The following is a 22,253-nucleotide window of genomic DNA, read 5'->3' on the forward strand; positions in this document are numbered from 1 at the left end:
CAACAGCGAAAGATCGATGATGCGTTATTCAGCCCTGTCATTGCTTGGCAATGCGTTTTCCAAGAACAAGAACTGGAAGCCGGCCTGGCGCAATCCGGACCCGAAACCGCATTATGATGTGATCATCATCGGTGGTGGCGGGCATGGATTGGCAACGGCCTATTACCTGTCAAAGGTGTTTGGCGTGCGCAATGTTGCCGTGCTTGAAAAGGGGTATCTTGGATCGGGCAATATCGGGCGAAATACGACGATCATTCGATCCAATTACCTGCTGGAAGGCAATAACCCGTTCTACGAATTTTCGATGAAGCTGTGGGAAGGCCTTGAGCAGGATTTCAATTTCAACGCCATGGTATCCCAGCGCGGTGTGATCAATCTGTTCCATTCCGATGCCCAGCGCGATGCCTATACGCGGCGTGGTAATGCCATGCGCCTGCACGGGGTGGATGCGGAGCTTTTGAACCGTGACCAGTTGCGCGAAAAGCTGCCGTTTCTTGATTATGAGAATGCCCGGTTCCCGATCATGGGCGGGTTGATGCAGGCGCGCGGCGGCACGGTGCGCCATGACGCGGTGGCGTGGGGCTTTGCGCGCGGGGCCGATCAAAACGGTGTTGATATCATCCAGAATTGCGAAGTGACCGGCATTGACCGCGATGGGGATCAGATCACCGGCGTTCAAACCACACGGGGTGCTATCAAATGCAACAAGCTGGCGATGGCGGTGGCGGGCAGTTCAAGCCATGTCGCGAACATGGTCGATATGCGCCTGCCGATTGAAAGCCACGCGCTTCAGGCCTTTGTGTCCGAAGGGTTGAAACCGTTTATCGATACGGTGGTCACCTTTGGCGCGGGGCATTTTTATGTGTCGCAGTCCGATAAGGGCGGTCTGGTGTTTGGCGGGGATATCGAAGGGTATAATTCCTACGCCCAGCGCGGGAACCTTGCGTGCGTGGAACATGTGGCCGAGGCGGGTATGGCGATGATCCCTGCACTGTCGCGGGTGCGTATCCTGCGCAGTTGGGGCGGGATCATGGATATGAGTATGGATGGATCGCCGATCATGGATCGCACGCATTTATCCAACCTCTATTTCAATGGCGGCTGGTGTTATGGCGGGTTCAAGGCGACCCCGGCGTCGGGATATTGCTTTGCCCATTTACTGGCAACCGATGCGCCGCATGAAACCGCAACCGCGTTTCGCATGGACCGTTTTGCGCGCGGGTATCTTCTGGATGAAAAGGGCGTTGGCGCCCAGGCCAACCTGCATTGAGGAAATTTGGAAATGAGTAGTCTTGTCAAATGTCCGCATTGTGGTTTGCGCCCGCGGGAGGAATTTACAATCCGTGGCGAAGTTGCCACCCCGCGCCCGGATGCCGGTGCCGATGAAGCCGTTTGGTTTGATCATGTTTACCTGCGCGATAATCCACGCGGCGAACATCGCGAATACTGGCATCATTCCGGCGGCTGTCGTCGGTGGCTGGTTCTAAGCCGCAATACCGTGACCCATGAAACCACCGAGGTGGTTGATGCCAGTACGCTTAAAACGGAGGCCGGGGTATGACCAGTTTCCGGATTGATGGCGGGACACTGATTGATCGCAATGATGTGCGCCGCTTTACGTTCAATGGCGAGGCACTCACTGGCTTTGGTGGCGATACGGTTGCATCAGGCCTGTTGGCCAATGGCAGGCAACTGGTCGGGCGCAGTTTCAAATATCACCGTCCGCGCGGCATCCTGACCGCCGGTGCGGCGGAACCCAACGCGCTTTTGACCATCGGGCGGGACGGGCGGCGTGATCCCAATACCCGTGCGACCATGGCGGAGCTGTTTGACGGGCTTGAAGCCAGGTCGCAGAACTGCTGGCCGAATGTCAATTTTGATATCGGGGCGATGAACGGGTTGCTGGGGCCGCTTTTGGGGGCCGGGTTCTATTACAAGACATTCATGTGGCCAGCGGCCTTTTGGGAAAAGGTCTATGAGCCGCTGATCCGCAAGGCCGCGGGGCTTGGCCGGGCAAGCTATGATCCCGATCCGGGCTATTACGAAAAATGCTGGGCGCATTGTGATGTTTTGGTGATCGGGGCGGGGCCGGCTGGTTTGGCCGCAGCCCTGACGGCTGGTCGGGCCGGTGCGCGGGTGATTATTGCCGATGAAGGCGCGCAGCTTGGTGGCGGTTTGATCGCCGAGGGCAGCCCGATTGGCGGCAAGCCCGCCGATGCGGTGCTTGGTGATCTTGTTGGTGAATTGCACGCCCTTCCCAATGTCGAGATCAAAAAGCGGACCACGGTTTTTGCCGCCTATGATGATCAGGTGTTTGGCGCGGTTGAGCGCGTGCAAAAACATCTGCCCGACCATGAAATCAATCCCCATCGCGCCATGGAACGGCTGTGGCGGATTGTCGCCAAGCAGGTCGTTCTGGCGACCGGGGCGGAAGAACGGCCGATTGTCTTTGGCGGCAATGATCGTCCGGGCGTGATGATGGCGGGCGCCATGCGGACCTACCTTAATGCATATGGCGTTGCGCCGGGCAAACGGGTGGCGCTGTTTGCCAATAACAATCAGGCTTATCAGACGGCGATTGATTTGGAGGCACGCGGGGTTGAGGTCACGGCGATCATTGATCCGCGCGTCAGCCCGGATGTTGATTATGATGGCAAGGCGCGCCTGATTGCCGGTGCGATGGTGCGTGATACGGCTGGCCGCAAGGCGGTCAAATCCATCACCGTCCAGCACAATGATGGCCGTGACGAGGTGATGGCGGTCGATGCGCTTGCGGTATCGGGGGGCTATAGCCCGATTGTCCATCTGGCCTGTCATCGCGGGGGCAAGCCCGTCTGGTCAGATGACCATGTCGGGTTCATGCCGCCGGAAAATACCGATGGCATGACGCCCTGCGGGGCGGTCGCCGGGAAATCGGGTATTGCCGCCTGCTTCGCCGCCGGTGGTGCGGCGGCGGTGGATGCCTTGGCGAAGCTTGGCCTTTCGGGTGTTGCGGCATCTCTTCCGGGTGTTACGCAAGGTGACGAAAAAGCCGACCCCGTTCAGCCGGTCTGGATGGTGGCATCAAGCAGGGGCAAGGCCTTTGTTGATTATCAGAATGATGTTGCGGCGTCTGACATCACCCTTGCCATGCGCGAAGGGTATGATCATGTCGAACTTGCCAAACGCTATACCACCAATGGCATGGCGACCGATCAGGGCAAGACATCGAATGTAAACGCGATTGGCATCTTGGCCGAGAACAAGGGTGTTTCGCCGGGCGACATCGGGACGACAACCTTCCGCCCGTTTTATACGCCCGTGTCATTTGGGGCGCTGGTGGGGGCATCAAAGGGCTTTGAATTTCAGCCGGTGCGTAAATCCCCGCTGCATGGCTGGGCCGAACGCAATGGTGCGAAGTTTGTCGAAACCGGCCTTTGGTATCGGTCAAGCTGGTTTCCGAAGGATGGGGAAACCTTCTGGCGTGACAGCGTGGATCGTGAAGTCAACACGGTGCGGAGCAAGGTCGGCATCTGTGATGTGTCGACCCTTGGCAAGATCGAGATTTTTGGCGCGGATGCGGCAGAGTTCCTGAACCGGGTTTACTGCAATGCGTTTCTGAAGCTGCCCGTGGGCAAGGCGCGCTATGGCATCATGCTGCGCGAGGATGGCTTTGTGTATGATGACGGCACGACAAGTTGTCTGGGCGAAAATCATTATTTTATGACGACGACAACCGCGCTTGCCGCCGGGGTTTTGACCCATCTGGAATTCTGTGCGCAGGTGTTGTGGCCGGAGTTGGATGTGCGTTTGGCATCGGCAACCGATCAATGGGCGCAGATGGCGATTGCCGGGCCGAAGTCCCGTGATGTTCTGTCCAAGATCATTGATGACGATATTTCGAACGAGGCGTTTCCGTTTTTGGCGGCGCGCGAAGTCTCGATGTTTGGCGGGCGGCTTAAGGGGCGGTTGTTCAGAATTTCGTTCTCGGGCGAGTTGGCCTACGAGATAGCAGTGCCGGCCGGATATGGCGAAAGCGTTGCTGATGCCGTTATGTTGGCGGGCGAAGAATTCGGTATCACGCCATATGGCACAGAGGCACTTGGCGTCATGCGGATTGAAAAGGGCCATGTCACCCACGCGGAAATCAACGGTACGGTCACACCAGCCGATCTTGGCATGGGCAAGATGGTGTCCGCCAAGAAGGATGATTTCATTGGCCGGGTGATGAACCTGCGTGAAGGGCTGATGGATCCATCGCGCCCGGCACTGGTCGGGATCAAACCGAAATCAGCATCTGACAAGTTCGCCACCGGATCGCATATCCTTAATCCCGGTGATGATGTCAGTCTTGCCAATGATCAGGGGTATGTCACCTCGATGTGTCATTCACCAACATTGGGCCATGCGATTGGTTTGGCGCTGGTGAAAAACGGCCCCGAGCGCGTTGGTGAGGAAGTGGTCATCTGGAATGGTTTGGCCGGAACGACTGTCACCGGCATCCTGTGCAATCCTGCCTTTGTCGATCCGGAAAATGAGAAACTCCATGCGTGATTATCCACTCGAAAACCGTAGCGCATTTCTGCCCAACGTCGCGACGGGCGCTGGTGCATCGATCAATCTCGCGCCGGTGACAGGTGGCTTTGTCATCCATGTGCTGGGGGATGCCAAAAGCGATGAAGTTGCCTTAAGCAAGGCAATCAAAACGATTGCCCCGGAGCTTGGCACTGATTTACGCAAATCCGCGCCAAATCAGTGGTTCTGGGTGGGGGATGCTGATGTTTCTTCTGACCGGCTGGTAGAAATTCAGGCGGGGCTCCCCAGCCAATTTGCACTGGCCGATCAGACGCATGGGCGATTACGCATGGTGCTTTCCGGCGCTTCATCGCGGATCGTGTTGGCCAAGGGCACCATGGTCGATCTATCGCCAGAGATGTTTGCAATTGGTAGGTCGGCCATGACCCAGATCGGGCATATCGGCGCAATGATCACCCGGATTGAAGATGACAGTTTCGAGCTGATTGTTTTGCGCAGCTTTGCTGGCAGCCTCTGGGACGAATTGCACCATATGGCGGCCGAGTTCCGCTAAGCCGGTTACTTGGCCAATACAGCCAGAAGCTTGTCGAGGAACACTTCGCAACGGCCCAACTGATCAAGCTCGATGAATTCGTCGGGCTTGTGGGCCTGTTCGATACTGCCCGGGCCACAGACCACGGTCGGGATATCGCCAAGGGCCGAAAATGCGCCGGCCTCTGTGCCGAAGCTGACCTTGCCGGTGGTGTTGGCACCCGTGAGCGCCATGACAAGTTTGGTGACTTCCTCGTCATCGCCGGTGGCAAGGCCCGGCATATCGGAAATCACTTCAACCTCGATACCGACATCGTCGTAAATCTCGCGCATTTCGGGCTGAAGGGTATTTTCGATGTAATCGTAAATCTTGGCTTTAAGCGCTTCGCGGTCATCGTTGGGCAGATTGCGGAATTCGAAATCGACAAAGCAATTCTGCGGAATGATGTTGAGCTGCGTACCGCCCTTGATCACACCGGTATGGAAGGTGGTGTGGTTTGGTTCAAACTCGTCATCATGCGGGCCGTTTTCGCGGCATTCGTGGCCAAGCTTGCGCAGGAACACCACCAATTCGGCGGCAAATTCAACCGCATTGACCCCTTCGCGCGGCAAAGACGAATGCCCCGAACGGCCGGTGAAATGCGCGCGCGCCGAAAACTTGCCCTTGTGCTGGGTGATGACCTTCATCTCGGTCGGTTCGCCAACGATGCACATGGCCGGTTTGTGCGGCAGGTTATTGATCGCCTCAACCAAACTGGGCACACCCAGACAGCCGACTTCCTCGTCATAGGTGAAGGCCAGATGGATCGGTACTCGAAGGTTGGCGTTCTTGAAGGTTTCCGCCTTGGCCAGAAGGCAGGCGAGAAAACCCTTCATGTCACACGATCCGCGGCCGTAAAGCTTGTCGTCGCGGATATCAATCTCGTAGGGATCGGATGCCCAGTTCTGGCCCTCGGTCGGGACCACGTCACTGTGACCTGACAGGATCACACCACCCGCAACGTCCGGGCCGATGGTGGCATAAAGATTGGCCTTGGTATCCGTCGGGTCGCGCACAACCAGCGTGTCATAGCCCAAACCGTCAAGGAACGCCTTTACCTCGTTAATCAGCGCCAGATTGGGCGTCATGCTGACGGATTGGTGACGGATCAGTTTGCGGCACCATTCAATGGTATTTTCTGACGGGGCAAGTGCGGCGGTGGTCATTCGACGAATTGTTCCTTGAGGATACGTTCTTCAAGATTGTGTTCCGGATCAAACAGCAGCTTGATCTTCATGCTGCGGTCTTCGCGGATCTTCACATGGGATACGTCACGGACCTCGGTATAGTCGGCCACGGCAGATACCGGGCGTTTTTCCGGGTTTTCGATCTGAAACACGACTTCGGCCCCGTGCGGCAAAAGCGCACCACGCCAGCGACGCGGGCGAAACGGGCTGATCGGGGTCAGTGCCAGCAATCCGCTTCCCATCGGCAGGATCGGGCCATGTGCCGACAGGTTATAAGCCGTGCTTCCCGCAGGCGTGCATACAAGTGCGCCATCGCAAACAAGCTCGGCCAGGCGTTCCACGCCATCAACCTTGATGCGCAGTTTTGCCGCCTGACGGGTTTCACGCAGAAGCGATACTTCGTTAATCGCAAGCGCACACAGGCTTTCGCCAGAAACAGTATGGGCTTCCATCTGAAGGGGATGCAGCTCAACGGTCTGGGCCTCTGCGATGCGGTCGGTCAAATTCATTTCACGGAATTCATTCATCAGAAATCCGACCGTGCCCCGGTTCATGCCATAGATCGGCACCTTGCGGCCCATATAACGGTGCAGGGTTTCCAGCATGAACCCGTCGCCGCCAAGGGCTACGATCACGTCGGCCTTGTCGGGCGCAATGTGGCCGTATCTGTGTTTTAGCCGGTACATCGCATCCTGTGCGATTTTGGTTTCGGCTGCAACGAAGGCGATGGAATCAAGCTGCATCTTCGATCCAACGGATGTTTGGGGCTCGCCCGAAATGGCATGGCCGAACAATAGAGTACGCTTTGCACTGAATTGCAAGGGGCTGCGTGATGTTCGTCCCCATGCAGATGTTTTGACTAAACACCAGTATGATTGACGGCACGAAAAAAACAGTGGAACCTGAAAGTTACGGGTTCCAATCCCCGGTTCAAATCAAAAAAACAGAACGGCGCGATGTCAAAAGAACCATTCAGCTTCTCTGCCGCCCTTTCCCGCATTTCACGTCCTGATGAAGGTCATGATGATGATGTGCTGGAAGTCGGCGAAAGCATGGAGCTTGATGGTGCGTCCGAAACAGCCCTCGTCCCCAAACGGGTCCGCAACCCGGATGCCACCCGTCAGAAGCTTCTGGACGCTGCGTTTGGCGAAATCCGCCGCGCCGGGTTCGGCGGGGCGTCAATCAGCAACATCCTTGAACAAAGCGGCTGTACGAAAGGTGCGCTTTATCACCACTTTTCCGGCAAGGCCAAGCTGATCAACGCCGTGATCGAGGAATGCTTGCCGGGCTATGTTGATGAGGTCTGGCTGGATGATCTTGAGGGTGCAGAGGATATATTGCCCGTCTTGATGGGGCAGGTGGATCGATTGGGCAGTGAAAATGCACCGGCAATGCTGGCCGGCGGATGCCCCTTGGCGCGTCTGGCATCCGGTGCCGGGGAACTTGATGAAAGCCTGCGCAAGCGTATTGACGGTGTGTATCGCTATTGGCGGCGCGGGCTTGCGTCCCGCATTGGCAAGGCCCAGTTCGACAAAACCGTCCGCACCGATATCGAACCCTCCGCCGTTGCGGAATTCATCATTGCCGCCCTGCACGGGTTCCTGACCCGCCCGCCTGCCTTGCGCAATCTGGAAACCCAGGATTCATTTGCGCGCGAATTTGCCCGCTATCTCAATAATCTTCGGCCCTGATCACGCTTTATCCCTAAAGCCCTTCTTTCTGAATTGCGCGGCACGTACATTCTTGTGTCGTCAGTCGTTAATACAAATAATAAATGTAATATTGATTGCATTGACATTTATTTGTGATGAATTAGGTATATTGCACAAAATCATGATGAATTGATCATTGGAGACAGCCCCATGCGTTCCCTTATCCTTTCTGCCGTTGCGGCGGTCACTTTTGCCTTTGCGGGCAGTGCTGCGCAGGCGGAACGTCTTACCGAAAAGCCGCTGGTTGATGCCAACTGGGTTGCGGACAATCTTGATAACCCGTCGATGGTTGTTGTTGATATCCGCTCGCTTACCAAGGACGGCAACCCTTATGAAGCTGGTCACATTCCGGGTGCGGTCTTTGCGCCTTATGGCAAGTTTGGCTGGCGGGCCAAGGTCAATGATGTGGTTGGCATGCTGCCGCCGGTTGATGTGATTTCCAAACGCATCGGTGCACTTGGCATCGATAATGACAAACAGGTTGTTGTCGTTCCGGCCGGCCAGAACAGCTCGGACTTCGGTTCTGCCACCCGCGTTTACTGGACCTTCAAGGTGCTTGGTCATGACGCGGTTACCATCCTTGATGGTGGTCAGCGCGCTTGGCTGGCGGCTGGCAAGGAAGTCTCAACCGATCCGGTCGTGCCAAAGGCCGTTGCCTTTAATGCCAATTTCCGTCCTGAACTTGTTGCGACCGCCGATGATGTTGCCAAGGCGCGCGCAGAGGGTGTTGCACTTGTCGATGCCCGTCCGATTTCGCAGTACAAAGGCGAAGCAAAAAGCGGTGTTGTCGCCCGTCCGGGTGCTGTTCCGGGGGCGAAAAACATTCCGCAGTCAAAGTTTTACAACGATCAGGATGGCGCCTTTGTTGCCGCTGACGTGATCGAAAACCTTGTCGCAGATGCGGGTGTTTCCAAGGACAGCAAGGAAATCACCTATTGCAACACCGGTCACTGGGCATCGGTCGCATGGTTTGGCCTTTCCGAAGTGATGGGCAACAAGAACACGGCGATGTATGATGGCTCCATGACCGAATGGGCGGCGGATCCGAACCGTGAAATGGTGATCCCGGAATAACCGGATCGCCATACGGCTTCCACCAAGCCGCGAACATTCTGGACGGAACCGGGCAGCCGGTTCCGTTTTCATTTAGATATCTGATTTCAGGTTATTGAGCCTCACCATGTCTGAAACGACCTTAAAAGCAAATCCGGCAACACCGGGTTTCACCTTTGACAAAGGACCGGCTGCCATCACCGCCGTCCTGTTTGTCCTTGTCGGTATTGCGATTTCACAGGCGGTCGATCTTAAACAGGCCGTGCTTTATGGCCTTGGCGGATTGCTGGGCATTGCGCTTTATCATGCGTCCTTCGGGTTCACCGGCGGTTGGCGCCGCTTTTCGGTTGAAAAGCGCGGGCGTGCCTTGCGTGCGCAGCTTTTGATGATCGGGGTTGCGGCGGCGGCCTTTATCCCGTTGCTCTCGCTTGGCAATCCGTTTGGCGGATCGGTCGTTGGGGCGGTTGCGCCTGTCGGCATGTCGGTGCTGATCGGGGCGTTTCTGTTTGGGCTTGGCATGCAGCTTGGCGGGGGCTGTGGTTCTGGCACCTTGTTCACGGTTGGTGGCGGCAGTGCGCGCATGCTGGTCACGCTTGTCTTCTTTATTATTGGTGCGGTGATCGGCACGGCTCATTTGCCGATGTGGCTTGAGCTGCCCTCCTTGCCGCCGATGAGCCTTGGCCGTGAATATGGCATTGGCGGCGGGCTTGCCGTGACGTTTGGTGGTCTGGCGCTGGTGGCGTTGCTGACCGTATTCGTTGAAAAGCGCGCCCATGGCGGGCTGGAAGTTGTTTCAACGGCACCGCGCGAAGGTCTGGCGCGTTTCATCCATGGTCCATGGCCGATGATCTGGACCGGCCTGCTTTTGGCCGGGCTTAATGTTGCGACGCTTCTGATTGCGGGCCATCCGTGGTCGATCACTTTTGGCTTTGGCCTTTGGGGCGCAAAGATCGCGCAGGTGATTGGTGTTCCGGTTGAAACCTGGGAATTCTGGAACTGGGCTGGTCCTGCGCGGGCGCTTGGCAATTCGGTCCTGCAGGATAATACGTCGGTTATGAATTTCGGCATCGTGATCGGGGCGGCGTTTGCCGCAGCCCTTGCTGGCAAGTTCGCACCCAAGGTTTCCGTTCCGGTTGCCTCCCTTATCGCGGCCGCCATTGGCGGGCTTTTGATGGGCTATGGTGCGCGTCTGGCGTTTGGCTGCAATATCGGCGCGTTCTTTAGCGGGATCGCATCAGGAAGTGTGCATGGTTGGCTGTGGTTTGTGCTGGCCTTTGCTGGCAGCTGGATCGGCATTGCGCTGCGTCCTGTCTTTGGAATGGATGGTTTCCGGAAATGAGCGAGAAAAACACACTCCTGTTTGGTGCGGTCTTCCTTGCGGCAACCGGTGCCGTCGCGCTGGATCACTATAGCCACACCGCAAACATCCCAGCCGTTGCCAATCCGGCCCCGGCCAAACTTCCGGCAGCGGGCAGTAACCCGTGCGCTGCCAATCCTTGTGCCGCAAACCCCTGCGGGGCCAACCCGTGTGCCGCGAACCCATGTGCAGCAAACCCGTGTTCAGCCAACCCTTGTGCGGCTGGCTATAACCCGTGCGGTGCGAATCCATGTGGTGCGGGCTATAATCCTTGTGCGGCAAGCCCGTGTGGTGCCAATCCATGCGCAGCCTACAACCCATGTGCGGTAGGCAACCCTTGCAGTCCTTCCAGTCCGTGCGGTGGTTTTAACCCCTGCGGTGTGCGGTCAGCTAACCCATGTGCGGCTTCGCCATGCAGCGCCAATCCCTGCGCCGCATTCAATCCTTGCGACGCTTCCAACCCTTGTGCGGCAGGAAATCCGTGTACCGCTTATAACCCGTGTGCAGCCTTGCCCTGTGCCGCGTCTCCGTGCGCGCCAGCGGCAAGTAACCCATGTGCCTCCAGCAATCCGTGTGCAGCCTATAATCCGTGCGGTGCAGGGAACCCGTGTGCGGCATATTGATGTCGGGAAAGGCAGTATGCATTTGAAATTACAACGGCATGGCAGCGCAATTCTGCCATGCCGTTGTGCGTAAAACGCGGGACTGTCAAAAATAAGCTGTTTGACAAGGGGGTAAAACTCTGCGCATGGTGTGGCTGTTATTTGATCGCTCCAGAAGCGTAGAGGGGAATTGACGCCCCTACTGTCGAGTGGTTAACCCAAGAACGCATTGAAGTATCCAGCTACGCGGGTGCTTCCAGAACTGCAAGGCGCAGACCTGATTACTAATTTTCACCGGGCGAAGTCCCAGCTGTCTGCAGCCTCCAATTTACGAGTTACCCTTATTTGACCCAGTTTTCCGAACTCGGCCTCGCCGAGCCGGTCCTTCGCGCGCTTGCCCAAGAAGGCTACGACGCGCCGACCCCGATCCAGGCACAATCCATTCCCTCTCTTCTAGACGGTAAGGACCTACTTGGTATCGCGCAGACCGGTACCGGCAAGACGGCAGCGTTCGCATTGCCGATCCTTGACCGCCTTTCCAAATCCCAAATCCGCACGCCCAAAGGGGCATGCCGTGTACTTGTTCTTGCGCCGACGCGTGAACTTGCCGCCCAGATTGGCGAAAGTTTCCGTGCCTATGGCCGCTTTCTCAATGTTCGCACGGCTGTCGTTGTTGGTGGTGTTGCCCCTGGTCCGCAGATCAAGGCAATAACCCCCGGCGTCGAGGTTCTTGTCGCAACACCTGGTCGTTTGCTTGACCATGTTGATAGCGGCAAGCTCAGCCTTAAACATGTTGAAGTGGTGGTGCTTGATGAAGCCGACCACATGCTTGATCTTGGCTTCTTGCCGCCGATCAAGCGGATCATCAAGATGTTGCCGCGTGATCGCCAGAACCTGTTTTTCTCTGCCACCATGCCGACCCAGATTGGTCAGCTGGCAGGCGACATGCTGTCTGATCCTGTCAAGGTGTCGGTAACCCCGGTTGCTACCACCCAGGAACGTGTCGAGCAGTCGGTCTATTTGATCGAACGCACGCGCAAGCGTCAGTTGCTGGCAGAGCTTCTTGATAATCCGGCTTTCAAGCGCACCCTGGTCTTTACCCGGACCAAGCGCGGTGCCGACCGTGTCGCGCGCCATCTTGAAGCCAATAAAATCAGTGCGGCTGCCATTCATGGCAACAAAAGCCAGAACCAGCGTGAACGTGCTCTGAACGCCTTTAAGGATGGTCAGATCAACGTGCTTGTCGCAACCGATATCGCCGCGCGCGGTATCGACGTCGATAGCGTGACCCACGTTGTGAACTTCGAACTCCCGAACGTGCCCGAAAGCTATGTTCACCGTATCGGTCGTACGGCCCGCGGTGGTGCCAGCGGATCGGCAATTGCGTTTTGTGATGAAGAAGAACGTGGCCTGCTGCGCGATATCGAAAAAACCACCCGCCAGAGCATTCCGGTGATTGATCGCCGTGATGCAAAGGCCGCAGCCGAGCAGGAAGCACTTTCCGACGAAGCGCGTGAAAGCAACCGTGGCCGCCGCACTAGTGGTGGCAATGGTGGTGGTCAGTCGCGCGGAAATGGTGGACGTGGTGCATCGGGCGGCAATGGTCGCGGTGGTCGTCCGGCCAATGGCCGGAATGCCCGCAATGATCGTTCGGATCGCAGTGATGCGCGCACTTCTGCGCCGCGTCGTGATCGTGACGATGCCCGCAAACAAACGACACAAAGCCGCGATGGCGCAGACAATGCTTCAAGAGCATCGGCTGACAAGGCCCCTTCGAACCCGGCACTGGAAAAATCCAAAAGCCGTTACAAGGGTGGCCTGAAGTCGAAACCTGCCAATGGTCGTGGCGGAAACCCTGAAAATGGCCCCCGTCAGAATGATGGTGGCAAGCGCCCGACGAAACGCGTTGATTCCAATGGAAATCGTCGCGACGGGGCGAAAGCTGACAATTCAATTTCTTCCGGTTTGTCCTTTATGGGCAGTGCCGAGGAACGCCGCGCGACTGGTAACGGGAGCAATAGTGCCCGAAATACCGGACCGCAAGGCAAGCGCGGCGGTGTAAACCGCAATCGCAATCATCGTGGCGCACAGTCCGGCGGGCAGCCGGGTGGTGCGGGCCGCGAAAACACTTCTGGAAAACAGCCGAGGCGTGAACGCGCCTGATTGTTTTTCAAACCCCTATAGGCGCACCCACGCGGGGTGTGTCGAAACGCCAATCAATACTCGATAGGAGATCTAAAGATGGCAACTGGTACCGTTAAATGGTTCAACGCAACTAAAGGTTTTGGTTTCATTCAGCCGGACGAAGGCGGAAATGACGTATTCCTGCACATCAGCGCCGTTGAACGCGCTGGCATGGGCCACCCGCAGGAAGGCGACAAAATCAACTACGAACTGCGCACCGACTCACGTTCGGGCCGCGTTTCGGCAGATGATCTGACCGCTGCCTAATTCGGCTTGTCCTTCCTTGTGAAGGGCACCGTATTAACGAAACCCCCATCCGGGAAACCGGGTGGGGGTTTTGTTTTGCCAAAAAGTTGTGCTTAAGGTCGCAAGAAGGCGATCTTGGCGCGGGTGGCAGCACTCAGGACATGGAAATGCATGGCATCGCGCGCGCCGGATGGATTGTGTTCACGCACATAACGCAAAACTTGCTCGTGCTCGGCAAGCGGGGCGGCAATCGCCTTGCTGTTGGCAAAGGGCAGCATCTGGTTCTCGTGAATGATCTGGGCTGCGGGATGCATGGCCTTGGCAAACATCGGATTGCCTGACGCCAAAAGAAGAACTTCATGAAATTCCGTATCGGCGGTGGCAGCGGCAATCAGGTCATCTGTCTCTAGCGCGTTTCGCATATCGGTGATGCTGGTCTCAAGCGCATCGAGGTGATCCTTGCTGCGCATCTGGGCTGCGAGGCCGGCAACATAGGGCTCGATCGCAAGTCGGAACTGATAAACCTGTCCGGCCTGGCGATTTCGGTCCTGACCAATCGGCGGCAAGTTCTGGCGATCGGTAATGTATACGCCTTTTCCGGCGTGGATGTGGATCAGTCCAAGCGCTTCGAGTGTGGCAAGAGCTTCGCGCAGGCTGGTGCGGCTGATACCCAGTTCGCTCGCCAGATTGCGCTGGGCTGGCAGCGAGTCACCTGCCTTTAGGCCCCTGTTTTTTATCAGGTTCCGGATGTCACGTGCGGCGCGTTCCGGGGCGGTTTCACTGCGTGTCATATATTGTCCCGCATCTGGTCAGACCAGTTGAATGGTTTTTGATATTCAAAAAATGCTGATTTTTAAAGGATTATGATCAATCACATGCTGAATTTACGCTGAAGAAAAAATTATTCATAGACAAAAGATCAAAAAATGTGCAGCGTCAAGATCAGGCTAAAAATAACGCACATAATTTCAGAAACGATTAGACAGACGGGTAGAGGCTCATGAAACAATTCTTCAAAACTGCGATTGCTGCGGTGGCAATGCTTGCTGCACCGCTTGGGGCAGCGTCTGCCAGCGCGCTCGACAGCATCTCCGAGGCCGGTGTTCTCAAGGTTGCCGTGCCGCAGGACTTTCCGCCATTTGGTTCGGTCGGGACCGATATGCAGCCAAAGGGCTATGACATTGATATGGCGGCCCTGATCGCCGAAGAGCTTGGTGTAAAGCTTGAACTGGTACCGGTCACCTCGAGCAACCGCATCCCATATCTCAACACCGGCAAGGTTGATCTGGTGATTTCCAGCCTCGGCAAGAACCCGGACCGTGAAAAGGTGATTGATTTCAGCGATCCCTATGCGCCGTTCTATAACGGCGTCTTTGGCCCGGCTGATTTTTCGGTCGAAAAGGCAGCAGACCTTGCGGGTATGTCGGTTGGCGTGACCCGTGGTGCGATCGAAGATCTTGAACTGACCAAGATTGCGCCGTCTGACGTTGATATCAAACGCTACGAAGACAATAACGGCACGATTTCGGCCTTCCTGTCAGGTCAGGTTGATCTGATCGCGACCGGGAACGTGACGGCAGCCGCCATCATCGAACGCGACCCGCCGCGCAAACCGGAGCCGAAATTCCTGATCAAAAACTCGCCCTGCTATGTCGGCCTGAACAAGGATGAGCCGGAGCTCATGGCCAAGGTCAATGAGATCATTGCCGCTTCAATCGCCGATGGTCGTTTGAATGCGATTGCCGAAAAGTGGCTTGGTATTCCGCTTCCGGAAAAACTCTAGGCTTTTTGGCTGACTGACAGGATCGTTATAGATCAATGGCATATAAATTCGATTTCGGGGCCATCGTGCCGCATTGGCAACTGCTGTTTGACGGGGTCATTCTGACCACGGAGTTAACAGTCATCGGTGCTGTGGTTGGCGTCGGGCTCGGGATCATGGGGGCGTGGGCGCGTGCGTCGCGCGCCCCGGTGATCAGCCAGATTGTCGGTGTGTATGTGGAGCTGATCCGCAACACGCCGTTTCTGGTGCAGTTATTCTTTATTTTCTTCGGGCTTCCCGCACTTGGCGTGAAGCTGACGGAGTTTCAGGCGGCTGTTTTGGCGATGATCGTCAATCTTGGTGCCTATTCAACCGAGATTATCCGGGCTGGCATTCAGGCTATCCCGCAAGGCCAGATCGAAGCAGCGCAAAGTCTTGCAATGAACCGGGTGCAAATTTTCCGCTATGTCGTGATTTTACCGGCACTCAAGAAAATCTGGCCGGCCCTTTCCAGTCAGATTGTGATTGTCATGCTGGGATCGTCGGTCTGTTCACAGATCGCGGCCGAGGAACTGACATTCGGCGCGAACTATATTCAGGCGCTTAATTTCCGGGCATTTGAGGTCTATTTCGTGGTGACGGGTTTGTATCTTGTGATGTCGATCCTGCTTCGGATGGGCTTGAAGGTTCTCGGTAACTTCCTGTTTGAACGGCGGCATCATGTCTGAATTTTCCCTGTGGGATATTGTTTATAACCTGTTGCTTGCCGCGCGCTGGACAGTGTTGCTGTCGCTTACCGCCTTTGTGCTTGGCGGGCTGGTTGGCTTGTTGCTTTTGATGGTGCGCACGGCGGGTAATCCGTGGGTGATCCGACTGGTGCGTGGTTATGTCGAACTGTTTCAGGGCACGCCGCTTTTGATGCAGTTATTCATTGTCTTTTTCGGCTTGCCACTGATCGGGCTGGATGTGTCGCCATGGGTGGCGGCAACCCTTGGCCTGACATTGTTTACCAGTGCGTTTCTGACCGAAATCTGGCGCGGATGTGTTGAATCAATCGGCAAGGGCCAATGGGAAGCATCGGCAAGCCTTGGCATGAATTTTACCCAACAGATGCGCTATATCGTTTTGCCCCAGGCGCTTCGCATTGCCATCCCGCCAACGGTGGGCTTTTCGGTTCAAGTGGTCAAGGGAACAGCCGTGGCATCAATCATCGGCTTTGTTGAACTGACCAAGGCCGGCACCATGATCACCAATGCCACCTATGAACCGTTTACGGTCTATGGCTGTGTGGCGGTGATGTATTTCCTGATTTGTTATCCACTATCGCTTTTTGCCCGTCACCTCGAAGGAAAGTTCCGCCATGTCGCTCGTTGAATTGCATGCCATCCATAAAAGCTTTGGCGAGCTCGAAGTTCTCAAGGGCATTGATCTTTCAATCGACGAGGGGCAGGTCATTGCCCTGATTGGTAAAAGCGGATCGGGCAAAAGTACGCTGTTGCGGGCAATCAACGGGCTTGAGGTCATTGATGATGGTGTAATCATTGTTGACGGCAAAAAGATCAGCGACCGTGATGCGGATCTGCTTGGCCTTCGACTTCAGGTCGGCATGGTGTTTCAACAGTTCAACCTGTTCCCGCATTACACGGCCCTTGAGAACGTCATGCTGTCCCCGCAGGTCGTCAAAAAGCAGTCCAAGGCCGAGGCCAAGCAAATCGCCGAGGAAATGCTGGCCAAGGTCGGCTTGGCGGACAAGATGATGCATTACCCCGATCAATTGTCAGGCGGGCAGCAACAGCGCGTGGCGATCGCCCGTGCACTGGCGATGAAGCCAAAGGTTCTTTTGTGTGACGAAGTGACATCGGCACTTGACCCCGAACTGGTCAACGAGGTGCTGGCGGTTGTCCGCCAACTGGCCGAAGAAGGCATGACGCTTGTCATGGTCACACACGAAATGCGTTTTGCGCGTGAAGTCTGCGACAAGCTGGTCTTTATGCATCAGGGCCGCATTCATGAAACCGGCGATCCGGAAACGGTCTTTGCCAACCCCAAAACCCCGGAGCTTGCAAGTTTCGTCGGCGGCCTTGCCTGATCATCCCTATGTGTTTCGTGATGCTTTTATGACATCTGATGCGCAAGGCGCGGAAATGTTTAACGATTTCAGGTTGAAGCGCTAGAACGGTTCCCGTGATGCCATGACAGGTGAGGGGACGGTTTCGATGCAGGGTGATAGGGCAGGTGATGGCGTAAGCGATGTTGGGTCTGGTCAAAAGGCCGGGTTGTCGCCAATCATGGCGGTTCTCGATCGCTATCCGTTTCTTGTGCTTGGCTTGCTCCTCGTTGGGGCTTTTGCCTCGTCGAGTGCGGCACCCTTGGCCGGGCTTTATGTTGTCGAAGGATTGGGGCAAGCCCCCTGGAAGCTTAGCCTGGTGGCGATTGTCCAGGTGTGTGTGACGCTGATTGTGAACCGCATATTTGGCCGCGCGATTGACCGGGCGGTGCCGATCAAGTTCCTGCTGGTGACCAGTATTCTGTGCTTTGGCATTGGTATGACCCTGCTGGGTCTGTTTCAGATTTACTGGGTTTATCTTTGTATTGCATCGATCCTGCTTGGGATTGGATCCGGTGCGCTTTCGGTGATGTATTCATTCGGGCGCCTATTTGCCGAACAGACCGGGCGTGATGTCGTCAAGTTCAATGGCTTTCTGCGCATCCAGACATCGCTTGGCTGGATGGTTGGGCCGGCGGCGTCTTTATCATTTTACGGTGTCTATGGTTTTGCGCCGACCTATTACGCAATTGCCGGACTTGCCGCGATCTGGTGTGTGACCTGTTTGGTGATTGTGCCGGGCGCATTTAAAACCCATCATCCCAACAGCCTGAAAACCGGGCAGAAAGTACCATTTAACTTTGGCTTGTTGTCGGCCTGCGTGCCGGTGTTTTTCATCGGGGCGGCCAATGTGGTGTTTGTTTCGGCAATGCCGCTTTATTTCTCGATCGAGTTGGGGCTGGTGGCGTCTTCAGCCGGATTTGCCCTGACGGTGAAATGCTTTGTCGAAGTGGTGGTGATCTATTTCTGCGCAACGCTGATCAAACGGGTGGGCGAGCGTAAGGGCATGTTGATCGCAGCCCTTCTGGGGGCGGTGTTCTTTGGCCTGATTTATCACGCCACAACACTTGTCGATGTGCTGGCACTCGCCGCGATCGATGGGCTTTATTACGGTATCTTTGCCGGGATCAGCATGACGTTCGTTCAAAACTTCGCCACCGATCAGCCCGGTGTTGCGACCAGTTACTATGTCAGCACGCTGTTTGTCGGGGGGCTGATCGGCAACCTTTTGACCGGGGTGGTGGCCAGTGCCTTTGATTTCCAGACAACCGTTTTGATGGCATGCAGCTTTGCCTTTGTCGGGGCATTGGTTTTGGCGGTCATGCGCGATGCAAAGCATTCTGCGCCGGTCGGGCAGGGTTCATGATGGCTTGACTTTGATCGCGTCCCGGCGATTATCGCGCCATGAACGAAAATACTGAAAATACCCGTCCACGTTTGTTTGTTGATGCCGATGCCTGCCCGGTCAAGGCAGAGTGCGAACGTGTGGCCGAACGCCACCGGATCGAAATGATCATGGTATCAAACGGCGGCATTCGCCCGTCACGCAATCCGTTGATCAAGATCGTCATTGTCCCGCCGGAACCCGATGCCGCCGATGACTGGATTGCGGAAAACGCGCGCGCGCGTGATGTGATCATCACCAATGATATTCCGCTGGCATCGCGCGGGATTGAAATTGGTGCGCGGGTCCTGAAAGCCAATGGACAGGAATTTACCGAGGCCAATATTGGCAATGCGCTGGCCGGGCGTGAAATTGCCGCCCACATGCGCGAAGTCACCGGCGAGCAGGGGCGCAATGCCGCCTTTACCCAGAAAGACCGATCGAAGTTTTCAAGCGCGTTGGAAGTTCTGGTGCAGGCCGTTCTGCGCGGTTGATCAGACATCCTCCAAAGACACGGGCCGCCAGATATATAATCTGACGGCCCGCACACAGGTCCTGATTTGGTGAGGGAACAGTTCCCACGAAATCAGGCTTCCCCCCTGCGTATCTTCATGAACGGCAAGGCTTAGAACGGATAGTGGCGCTTGCCGCTCTGGATCGTGATCCAGCGCATTTCGGTGAATTCATCAATCGATGCCTGGGATCCGAAACGGCCATAACCCGATGATTTTACACCGCCAAACGGCATCTGTGCCTCGTCCTGAACGGTCGGGCTGTTGATGTGGCAGATGCCGCTTTCAATACGTTTGGCAACTTCCATGGCACGCGGAATGTTGGTCGAGAAGACCGCAGATGACAGACCATATTCGCTGTCATTGGCGATGCGAACGGCCTCGTCCTCGTCGCCTGCACGAATGACGACACAGATCGGGCCAAAGCTTTCCTCGGAATAGATTTTCATCGCCGGGGTGACGTGATCAAGCAGGGTGGCATCCATCAGAACGCCGTCCTTGGCCTTGCCGGAACCGGCAACCAGTTTAGCACCCTTGGAAACGGCGTCTTCGACCAGTTCCTCGATGCGATTGACCGCCTCGATGCTGACAACACCACCAAGGATGTTTTCGGCCTTGGCCGGATCACCGGCGGTCAGCGTTTTGGCTTTGGCGGCCAGTTTGGCGACAAAGTCATCAGCAACCGCATTGTCAACGATCAGGCGTTCGGTCGACATGCAAATCTGGCCCTGGTTCATATAGGCGCCAAAGGCCGCGCCATTGACCGCTTCATCAAGGTCGGCATCATCAAGCACAAGGAATGGTGCCTTGCCACCCAGTTCAAGCAGAACCGGTTTAAGGTGTTCAGCCGCAAGCTTGGCGATGATGCGGCCAACGCGGGTCGAGCCGGTAAAGTTGATGCGGCGCACGGCCGGATGGGCAATCAGGGTTTCGACGATTTCCGGGGCATCTTCCGGGGCATTGGTCACAACGTTAACAACGCCTTCAGGCGCGCCGGCTTCGACCAGGCAATCACCGATCAGGCGATGCAGGGCCGGGCAAAGTTCGGATGCCTTAAGGATGACGGTATTGCCACAGGCCAGCGGCATGGCAATCGCACGCGTGCCAAGGATCACCGGGGCGTTCCAGGGCGCAATGCCCAGAACCACACCAACAGGCTGACGAATGCCCATGGCCATCAGGCCGGGCGTGTCAGACGGAATGACATCGCCCTGAATTTGCGTCGTCATGCCACCGGCTTCACGCAGCATATTGGCGGCAAGATGGGCGTTAAATCCACCCCACATGCGCGTGCTGCCGGTTTCATCAAGCACCAGCTGGCCGAACTGATCGCCCTTGGCTTCCATGATGTCGGCGGCCTTCAGCAGGATCTTGCGCCGTGCGCCCGGACCCATTTTTGACCATTCCGGAAAGGCCGCGGCAGCTGCATCGGCGGCCTTGCGGGCATCGGCGGCATTGGCGGCCGCCGCCACGGTTGCGACTTCGCCAGTGACCGGGTTCTTGCGTTCAAAAGTGCGGTTGCTTGACGCACTTACGTCCTGATTGTTGATCAAAAGTTGGGCCTGATTCATGACGTTTCTCCTGAATTTTCATTATCTGCCGGCCTGCGACGAAGCAAAATGTTGCGCATGACCAAGTGGTCAAGCGTCGCCTGACGCAGCAGGGTGATGACCCGGACCTTGGCCCGGTTGATGTGTTTTCGGAGGATACGGTCGCATTTTTACCAAGATACTTCGCATAACGAAGTAAAATTGGTGGTTATCCTCCCCACTGTTGTTTTGATGTTTCAAAATAACAGGTTTGTATTCGTTACATTTTTTTTGTTTTTGACGGTTTCTTTGACCTTTTTTCCAGTAAGCAATGGAACGGTTCCAATGTAAAGGTGCCTAAATTGACAATTTAAGACGAAAAATTGTACATTTATACCTATAACTATTTGGGAATAGATGGGCGATAAAAAGGCATGATTGATCGACAAGGTCATCCGTTTTCGGCCTCCGACCGGGGCGAAGGTACCAAAAGCCCGTTTACGGATCTTGTCCCTGTCGCAGCACAGGCAATGATGGATCGTTTCGATCACCCGTTGTCGCAACAGGCCTGGGTGATGAACGATCCGGCACGGCGAGATCGCTGTTATGCTGTATTGCTGCAAAGTGGCCGGGCCGAGGTTGGCTTGCGGCATGGCACGATCAGGTGTACGGCCCCAGCCCTTGTCTGGTTGCCACTTGGTGAAACGCAGCGCTTCAGCGTTGGTCCCGGCAGTGACGGTTATTTGCTTTCGGTTGCCGAGGATCTGGTGGCACGCCATTGCGGTGATGGCAGTTCAGTGGCAGGTGGTCTCGCCGGGAACGGCTTGCCTTTGCGCCTTGCCGCAGACACCGTTCATAACGTTACCCCGCAAGAGGGCAGTGGCAATCTGGTGTTGCTTGAACGCAGCTTTGAAGCCATCCGATCTGAGCTGATGGGAAATGCGCTTGGTGCCAGTCTTGTGGTTGGCGCGCATTTACAGATTATTCTGACCATGGTTCTGCGTCTGGCGGAAGGCGTGATGGCGCAACGTAACCAGCACGGTCCGGGCTCAATCACCTTTCAGCGATTTTTGCAGGTGCTGGAGCTGCATTTTCGTGAACATTGGAATGTTGCCGATTATGCAAAGGCCCTTGGTGTCAGCGAACGCAGATTGGGGTCTGCTGTGTTGCGCGCAACCGGCAAGCCGCCCTTAACGATTATCCATGAACGTGTCCTGCGCGAGGCCTGCATGCGTCTGGAACAATCCCCGCTTGGTGTGGCGCAGATTGCCTATGGTTTGGGCTTTCGCGATCCGGCTTATTTCAGCCGGTTCTTCAAACGTTATATGGGGGAGGCGCCCGGTGGCTATCGCCGGTTGCGGCGCGCACACGAGCGTGTGCGTGATGATACTTTTGCGGCCTGGCCATAGGCCCGGTTTCGCCACTTCAGGTGGAATGCCGCCGAATTCCCCTCAGAATAGAAGGTTGCGTTGCCTTTTTTTGATCCTACTTGTCTGCTTTAACCGTAACAATAAAGTCATGACCTGTTAGTT

20 protein-coding genes are annotated in these 22,253 nt (G+C 56.0%); 16 read left to right on the top strand and 4 right to left on the bottom strand.

The window, feature by feature from the left end:
* The first annotated feature begins 16 nt into the window (after positions 1-16).
* From AC5Q5A_RS13040 to AC5Q5A_RS13055, 4 genes are read left to right on the top strand one after another with little or no spacing between them, the layout of a single operon-like run.
* Positions 17-1,270 (top strand): sarcosine oxidase subunit beta family protein, encoded by a 1,254-nt coding sequence (locus AC5Q5A_RS13040; protein WP_493895537.1) that lies wholly within the window; start codon positions 17-19, stop codon positions 1,268-1,270.
* A 12-nt stretch (positions 1,271-1,282) separates the two neighbouring features.
* Positions 1,283-1,561: a sarcosine oxidase subunit delta gene (locus tag AC5Q5A_RS13045; protein WP_493895538.1), complete on the top strand. Its 279-nt coding sequence runs from the start codon at positions 1,283-1,285 to the stop codon at positions 1,559-1,561.
* Entirely contained in the window at positions 1,558-4,533 is a 2,976-nt protein-coding gene (locus tag AC5Q5A_RS13050; protein WP_493895539.1) for a sarcosine oxidase subunit alpha family protein, read from the top strand. The genes AC5Q5A_RS13045 and AC5Q5A_RS13050 overlap by 4 nt, the downstream gene beginning before the upstream one ends.
* Positions 4,526-5,068, top strand: a complete 543-nt coding sequence (locus AC5Q5A_RS13055) for a sarcosine oxidase subunit gamma (RefSeq protein ID WP_493895540.1) — start codon at positions 4,526-4,528, stop codon at positions 5,066-5,068. The genes AC5Q5A_RS13050 and AC5Q5A_RS13055 overlap by 8 nt, the downstream gene beginning before the upstream one ends.
* Positions 5,069-5,073: 5 nt before the next feature.
* Here the strand turns inward: AC5Q5A_RS13055 and argE are convergent, their stop codons facing one another.
* Together argE and AC5Q5A_RS13065 are read right to left on the bottom strand one after the other, a co-directional pair.
* On the bottom strand, positions 5,074-6,252 hold the full coding sequence (gene argE / locus AC5Q5A_RS13060; RefSeq protein WP_493895541.1) for an acetylornithine deacetylase: 1,179 nt from the start codon (positions 6,250-6,252) through the stop codon (positions 5,074-5,076).
* Entirely contained in the window at positions 6,249-7,016 is a 768-nt protein-coding gene (locus tag AC5Q5A_RS13065; RefSeq protein ID WP_493895542.1) for an NAD kinase, read from the bottom strand. The genes argE and AC5Q5A_RS13065 overlap by 4 nt, the downstream gene beginning before the upstream one ends.
* Positions 7,017-7,229: 213 nt before the next feature.
* Between AC5Q5A_RS13065 and AC5Q5A_RS13070 the strand changes: the two genes are divergently transcribed.
* From AC5Q5A_RS13070 to AC5Q5A_RS13090, 5 genes are all read left to right on the top strand, one after another.
* Positions 7,230-7,964, top strand: a complete 735-nt coding sequence (locus AC5Q5A_RS13070) for a TetR/AcrR family transcriptional regulator (protein ID WP_493895543.1) — start codon at positions 7,230-7,232, stop codon at positions 7,962-7,964.
* 171 nt (positions 7,965-8,135) lie between these two features.
* Positions 8,136-9,059 carry a sulfurtransferase gene (locus AC5Q5A_RS13075; protein WP_493895544.1) on the top strand — a complete coding sequence of 308 codons (924 nt, stop codon included), beginning with the start codon at positions 8,136-8,138 and terminating at the stop codon, positions 9,057-9,059.
* A gap of 106 nt (positions 9,060-9,165) precedes the next feature.
* Positions 9,166-10,377: a YeeE/YedE family protein gene (locus AC5Q5A_RS13080; protein WP_064781933.1), complete on the top strand. Its 1,212-nt coding sequence runs from the start codon at positions 9,166-9,168 to the stop codon at positions 10,375-10,377.
* Positions 10,378-11,342: 965 nt separating this feature from the next.
* Entirely contained in the window at positions 11,343-13,160 is a 1,818-nt protein-coding gene (locus AC5Q5A_RS13085) for a DEAD/DEAH box helicase (RefSeq protein WP_493895545.1), read from the top strand.
* A gap of 78 nt (positions 13,161-13,238) precedes the next feature.
* The gene (locus AC5Q5A_RS13090; protein ID WP_008892034.1) at positions 13,239-13,448 is read left to right on the top strand and encodes a cold-shock protein; all 210 of its coding nucleotides are present in this window, start codon (positions 13,239-13,241) and stop codon (positions 13,446-13,448) included.
* Between the two features lie 92 nt (positions 13,449-13,540).
* Here AC5Q5A_RS13090 and AC5Q5A_RS13095 read toward each other — a convergent pair whose 3' ends face one another.
* A complete protein-coding gene (locus tag AC5Q5A_RS13095) occupies positions 13,541-14,218 on the bottom strand; it encodes a FadR/GntR family transcriptional regulator (RefSeq protein WP_493895546.1) in 678 nt (225 codons plus the stop codon).
* A gap of 209 nt (positions 14,219-14,427) precedes the next feature.
* Between AC5Q5A_RS13095 and AC5Q5A_RS13100 the strand changes: the two genes are divergently transcribed.
* From AC5Q5A_RS13100 to AC5Q5A_RS13125, 6 genes are all read left to right on the top strand, one after another.
* Positions 14,428-15,210 (top strand): transporter substrate-binding domain-containing protein, encoded by a 783-nt coding sequence (locus AC5Q5A_RS13100; RefSeq protein WP_064789896.1) that lies wholly within the window; start codon positions 14,428-14,430, stop codon positions 15,208-15,210.
* A 35-nt stretch (positions 15,211-15,245) separates the two neighbouring features.
* A complete protein-coding gene (locus tag AC5Q5A_RS13105; protein WP_338182860.1) occupies positions 15,246-15,917 on the top strand; it encodes an amino acid ABC transporter permease in 672 nt (223 codons plus the stop codon).
* Positions 15,910-16,563: an amino acid ABC transporter permease gene (locus tag AC5Q5A_RS13110; protein WP_296991986.1), complete on the top strand. Its 654-nt coding sequence runs from the start codon at positions 15,910-15,912 to the stop codon at positions 16,561-16,563. Before AC5Q5A_RS13105 ends, AC5Q5A_RS13110 begins: the two co-directional genes overlap by 8 nt.
* The gene (locus AC5Q5A_RS13115) at positions 16,550-17,278 is read left to right on the top strand and encodes an amino acid ABC transporter ATP-binding protein (protein ID WP_493895547.1); all 729 of its coding nucleotides are present in this window, start codon (positions 16,550-16,552) and stop codon (positions 17,276-17,278) included. The genes AC5Q5A_RS13110 and AC5Q5A_RS13115 overlap by 14 nt, the downstream gene beginning before the upstream one ends.
* 127 nt (positions 17,279-17,405) lie before the next feature.
* On the top strand, positions 17,406-18,662 hold the full coding sequence (locus AC5Q5A_RS13120) for an MFS transporter (RefSeq protein ID WP_493895548.1): 1,257 nt from the start codon (positions 17,406-17,408) through the stop codon (positions 18,660-18,662).
* A 38-nt stretch (positions 18,663-18,700) separates the two neighbouring features.
* Positions 18,701-19,174, top strand: coding sequence for a YaiI/YqxD family protein (locus AC5Q5A_RS13125; RefSeq protein WP_008892041.1), 474 nt, complete (start codon positions 18,701-18,703; stop codon positions 19,172-19,174).
* Between the two features lie 131 nt (positions 19,175-19,305).
* Here AC5Q5A_RS13125 and AC5Q5A_RS13130 read toward each other — a convergent pair whose 3' ends face one another.
* Positions 19,306-20,763: an aldehyde dehydrogenase gene (locus AC5Q5A_RS13130; RefSeq protein WP_493895549.1), complete on the bottom strand. Its 1,458-nt coding sequence runs from the start codon at positions 20,761-20,763 to the stop codon at positions 19,306-19,308.
* A gap of 392 nt (positions 20,764-21,155) precedes the next feature.
* Here AC5Q5A_RS13130 and AC5Q5A_RS13135 point away from each other — a divergent pair, with 392 nt between their 5' ends.
* Complete coding sequence (locus tag AC5Q5A_RS13135; protein ID WP_493895550.1) at positions 21,156-22,130, top strand: helix-turn-helix domain-containing protein; 975 nt, start codon at positions 21,156-21,158, stop codon at positions 22,128-22,130.
* Positions 22,131-22,253 lie beyond the last annotated feature (123 nt).

Source organism: Thalassospira sp. CA1 (genome assembly GCF_059052855.1).

Bases quoted from the DNA above. Each gene is read 5' to 3' on its own strand.
- AC5Q5A_RS13065 (WP_493895542.1), bottom strand. From the start codon at position 7,016: ATGCAGCTTGATTCCATCGCCTTCGTTGCAGCCGAAACCAAAATCGCA.
- AC5Q5A_RS13110 (WP_296991986.1), top strand. From the start codon at position 15,910: ATGTCTGAATTTTCCCTGTGGGATATTGTTTATAACCTGTTGCTTGCC.
- AC5Q5A_RS13070 (WP_493895543.1), top strand. From the start codon at position 7,230: ATGTCAAAAGAACCATTCAGCTTCTCTGCCGCCCTTTCCCGCATTTCA.
- AC5Q5A_RS13135 (WP_493895550.1), top strand. From the start codon at position 21,156: ATGATTGATCGACAAGGTCATCCGTTTTCGGCCTCCGACCGGGGCGAA.
- AC5Q5A_RS13130 (WP_493895549.1), bottom strand. From the start codon at position 20,763: ATGAATCAGGCCCAACTTTTGATCAACAATCAGGACGTAAGTGCGTCA.
- AC5Q5A_RS13115 (WP_493895547.1), top strand. From the start codon at position 16,550: ATGTCGCTCGTTGAATTGCATGCCATCCATAAAAGCTTTGGCGAGCTC.
- AC5Q5A_RS13050 (WP_493895539.1), top strand. From the start codon at position 1,558: ATGACCAGTTTCCGGATTGATGGCGGGACACTGATTGATCGCAATGAT.
- AC5Q5A_RS13080 (WP_064781933.1), top strand. From the start codon at position 9,166: ATGTCTGAAACGACCTTAAAAGCAAATCCGGCAACACCGGGTTTCACC.
- AC5Q5A_RS13120 (WP_493895548.1), top strand. From the start codon at position 17,406: ATGCAGGGTGATAGGGCAGGTGATGGCGTAAGCGATGTTGGGTCTGGT.
- AC5Q5A_RS13055 (WP_493895540.1), top strand. From the start codon at position 4,526: ATGCGTGATTATCCACTCGAAAACCGTAGCGCATTTCTGCCCAACGTC.
- AC5Q5A_RS13040 (WP_493895537.1), top strand. From the start codon at position 17: ATGATGCGTTATTCAGCCCTGTCATTGCTTGGCAATGCGTTTTCCAAG.
- AC5Q5A_RS13100 (WP_064789896.1), top strand. From the start codon at position 14,428: ATGAAACAATTCTTCAAAACTGCGATTGCTGCGGTGGCAATGCTTGCT.
- AC5Q5A_RS13105 (WP_338182860.1), top strand. From the start codon at position 15,246: ATGGCATATAAATTCGATTTCGGGGCCATCGTGCCGCATTGGCAACTG.
- AC5Q5A_RS13125 (WP_008892041.1), top strand. From the start codon at position 18,701: ATGAACGAAAATACTGAAAATACCCGTCCACGTTTGTTTGTTGATGCC.
- AC5Q5A_RS13095 (WP_493895546.1), bottom strand. From the start codon at position 14,218: ATGACACGCAGTGAAACCGCCCCGGAACGCGCCGCACGTGACATCCGG.
- AC5Q5A_RS13045 (WP_493895538.1), top strand. From the start codon at position 1,283: ATGAGTAGTCTTGTCAAATGTCCGCATTGTGGTTTGCGCCCGCGGGAG.
- AC5Q5A_RS13090 (WP_008892034.1), top strand. From the start codon at position 13,239: ATGGCAACTGGTACCGTTAAATGGTTCAACGCAACTAAAGGTTTTGGT.
- argE (WP_493895541.1), bottom strand. From the start codon at position 6,252: ATGACCACCGCCGCACTTGCCCCGTCAGAAAATACCATTGAATGGTGC.
- AC5Q5A_RS13075 (WP_493895544.1), top strand. From the start codon at position 8,136: ATGCGTTCCCTTATCCTTTCTGCCGTTGCGGCGGTCACTTTTGCCTTT.